General features: G+C 47.2%; 1 protein-coding gene. It reads left to right on the top strand.

Annotated features, from left to right (window positions below):
• Positions 1-243: 243 nt before the first annotated feature.
• Positions 244-1434, top strand: a complete 1191-nt coding sequence (locus F6K53_RS41375; protein WP_293086169.1) for an ISAs1 family transposase — start codon at positions 244-246, stop codon at positions 1432-1434.
• Positions 1435-1562: the final 128 nt, after the last annotated feature.

The following is a 1562-nucleotide window of genomic DNA, read 5'->3' as shown; positions in this document are numbered from 1 at the left end:
CATGATATAAGTTGATAAACTGATAAACAGTTAATATATCAATTATCAATGAATTGTGATAATTTTTGTTACCTACTCCCTACTTCCTACTCCCTGTTACCTACTCCCTGTTACCAGGGTAATCGCATCTTAATTTTGTAGAAAATGTACTTGACAAATAGTTAGGTGTGTGAGTCTAGCTCCCAGAAGCCCAAGCAGTTAACCTGAGGATCAACAAAAGTTTCTATTTCCCCATCGTTGGTCATGTCAAAAGGCTTTGGCAAACTTGTGCTGACACCTCAGCAACAACAACAGGCATTGATTCTTAGAAAGAGTGTTCTTAAACACTTTCAACACCTACAGGATCCCCGTGTGGAAAGAACCCAGCATCACAGTTTGCTAGGGATAGTCACCATTGCCATTTTGGCTATCCTCTCTGGAGCCGATGGGTTTGTCGCCATTGAGACCTACGGCAAAGCCAAGCTTGGGTGGCTAGAGACCTTTTTGGACTTACCCTATGGGATTCCCTCCCATGATACCTTTGGCCGGGTGTTGGGTCGCCTCGAACCCCAAGAGCTAGAAACCAGTTTCCTGAGTTGGGTCAGCAGCATCACCGAGAAATTAGGTGTGAGACTGATTCATATCGATGGCAAGAGGCTAAAAGGTTCTTATGACCGAGAAAGCCAACTTAAAGCTCTGCACAGTGTCAGTGCCTGGAGCAGTGAACATGGGCTGGTGCTGGCTCAGCAAAAGGTCGAGAGCAAGTCCAATGAAATCAAGGCAGTACCTCTGCTGCTGAAGTTGCTTAACCTTAAGGGAGCTGTAGTGACCCTCGATGCGATGGGAACCCAAATCTCCATCGCTGGGCAAATCAAGAAGGCCGAAGGAGACTATGTTTTGGCTCTCAAAGGCAACCAAGGTCAGCTCAGCCAGTCAGTAAAGGATTGGTTTAAGCAAGCTCAAGCTCAGAACTGGCAGGGGATTGAGTTCACTCACCATCAGAGTATCGAAAGTGGGCATCACCGCAGGGATACTCGTCAGGTTTGGGCGGTGCCAGTGAGTCAATTACCGCCGTTGCATCGGCAACCCCAGTGGATAGGCTTAACCACCGTAGTGATGGTTAAGACTACGCGAGAGTTATGGAACAAAACTACCAAGGAAGTTCGCTTTTACATTAGTAGTCTCGAACCGGATGCTCAGCGCCATAACCAGGTCATTCGCTCCCATTGGACTATTGAAAATAGTCTGCATTGGGTGCTAGATGTCACCTTCAACGAAGATGCGAGTCGGATTCGTCAGGGTTATGCTGCCCAAAACCTGGGGCTGTTGCGCCGTTTAAGTGTCAATTTACTCAAGCGCGAACCGTCCCGACTCAGTCTGAAGATGAAGCGTTACAAGGCCGGGATGGACAATAACTTTGTGATCAAAATTCTGGCAGCCAGTGCGGCTGAGTGAGGGGTTGCCTCAGGTCAAGGCAAGTTTGAGGACAACTTTGATCAGGTCATGGACTTCCTCATATAGCTCAAGCCACATATTCAAAGCACTTTGCGGGACTTGAAACCTAAATACATCAGATTTTTGCA

This window comes from Moorena sp. SIO4A1, assembly GCF_010672065.1.
Classification (GTDB): Bacteria; Cyanobacteriota; Cyanobacteriia; order Cyanobacteriales; family Coleofasciculaceae; genus Moorena.
Note: the sequence above shows the minus strand (reverse complement) of the source record. Positions and strands in the feature narration are given on the sequence as shown.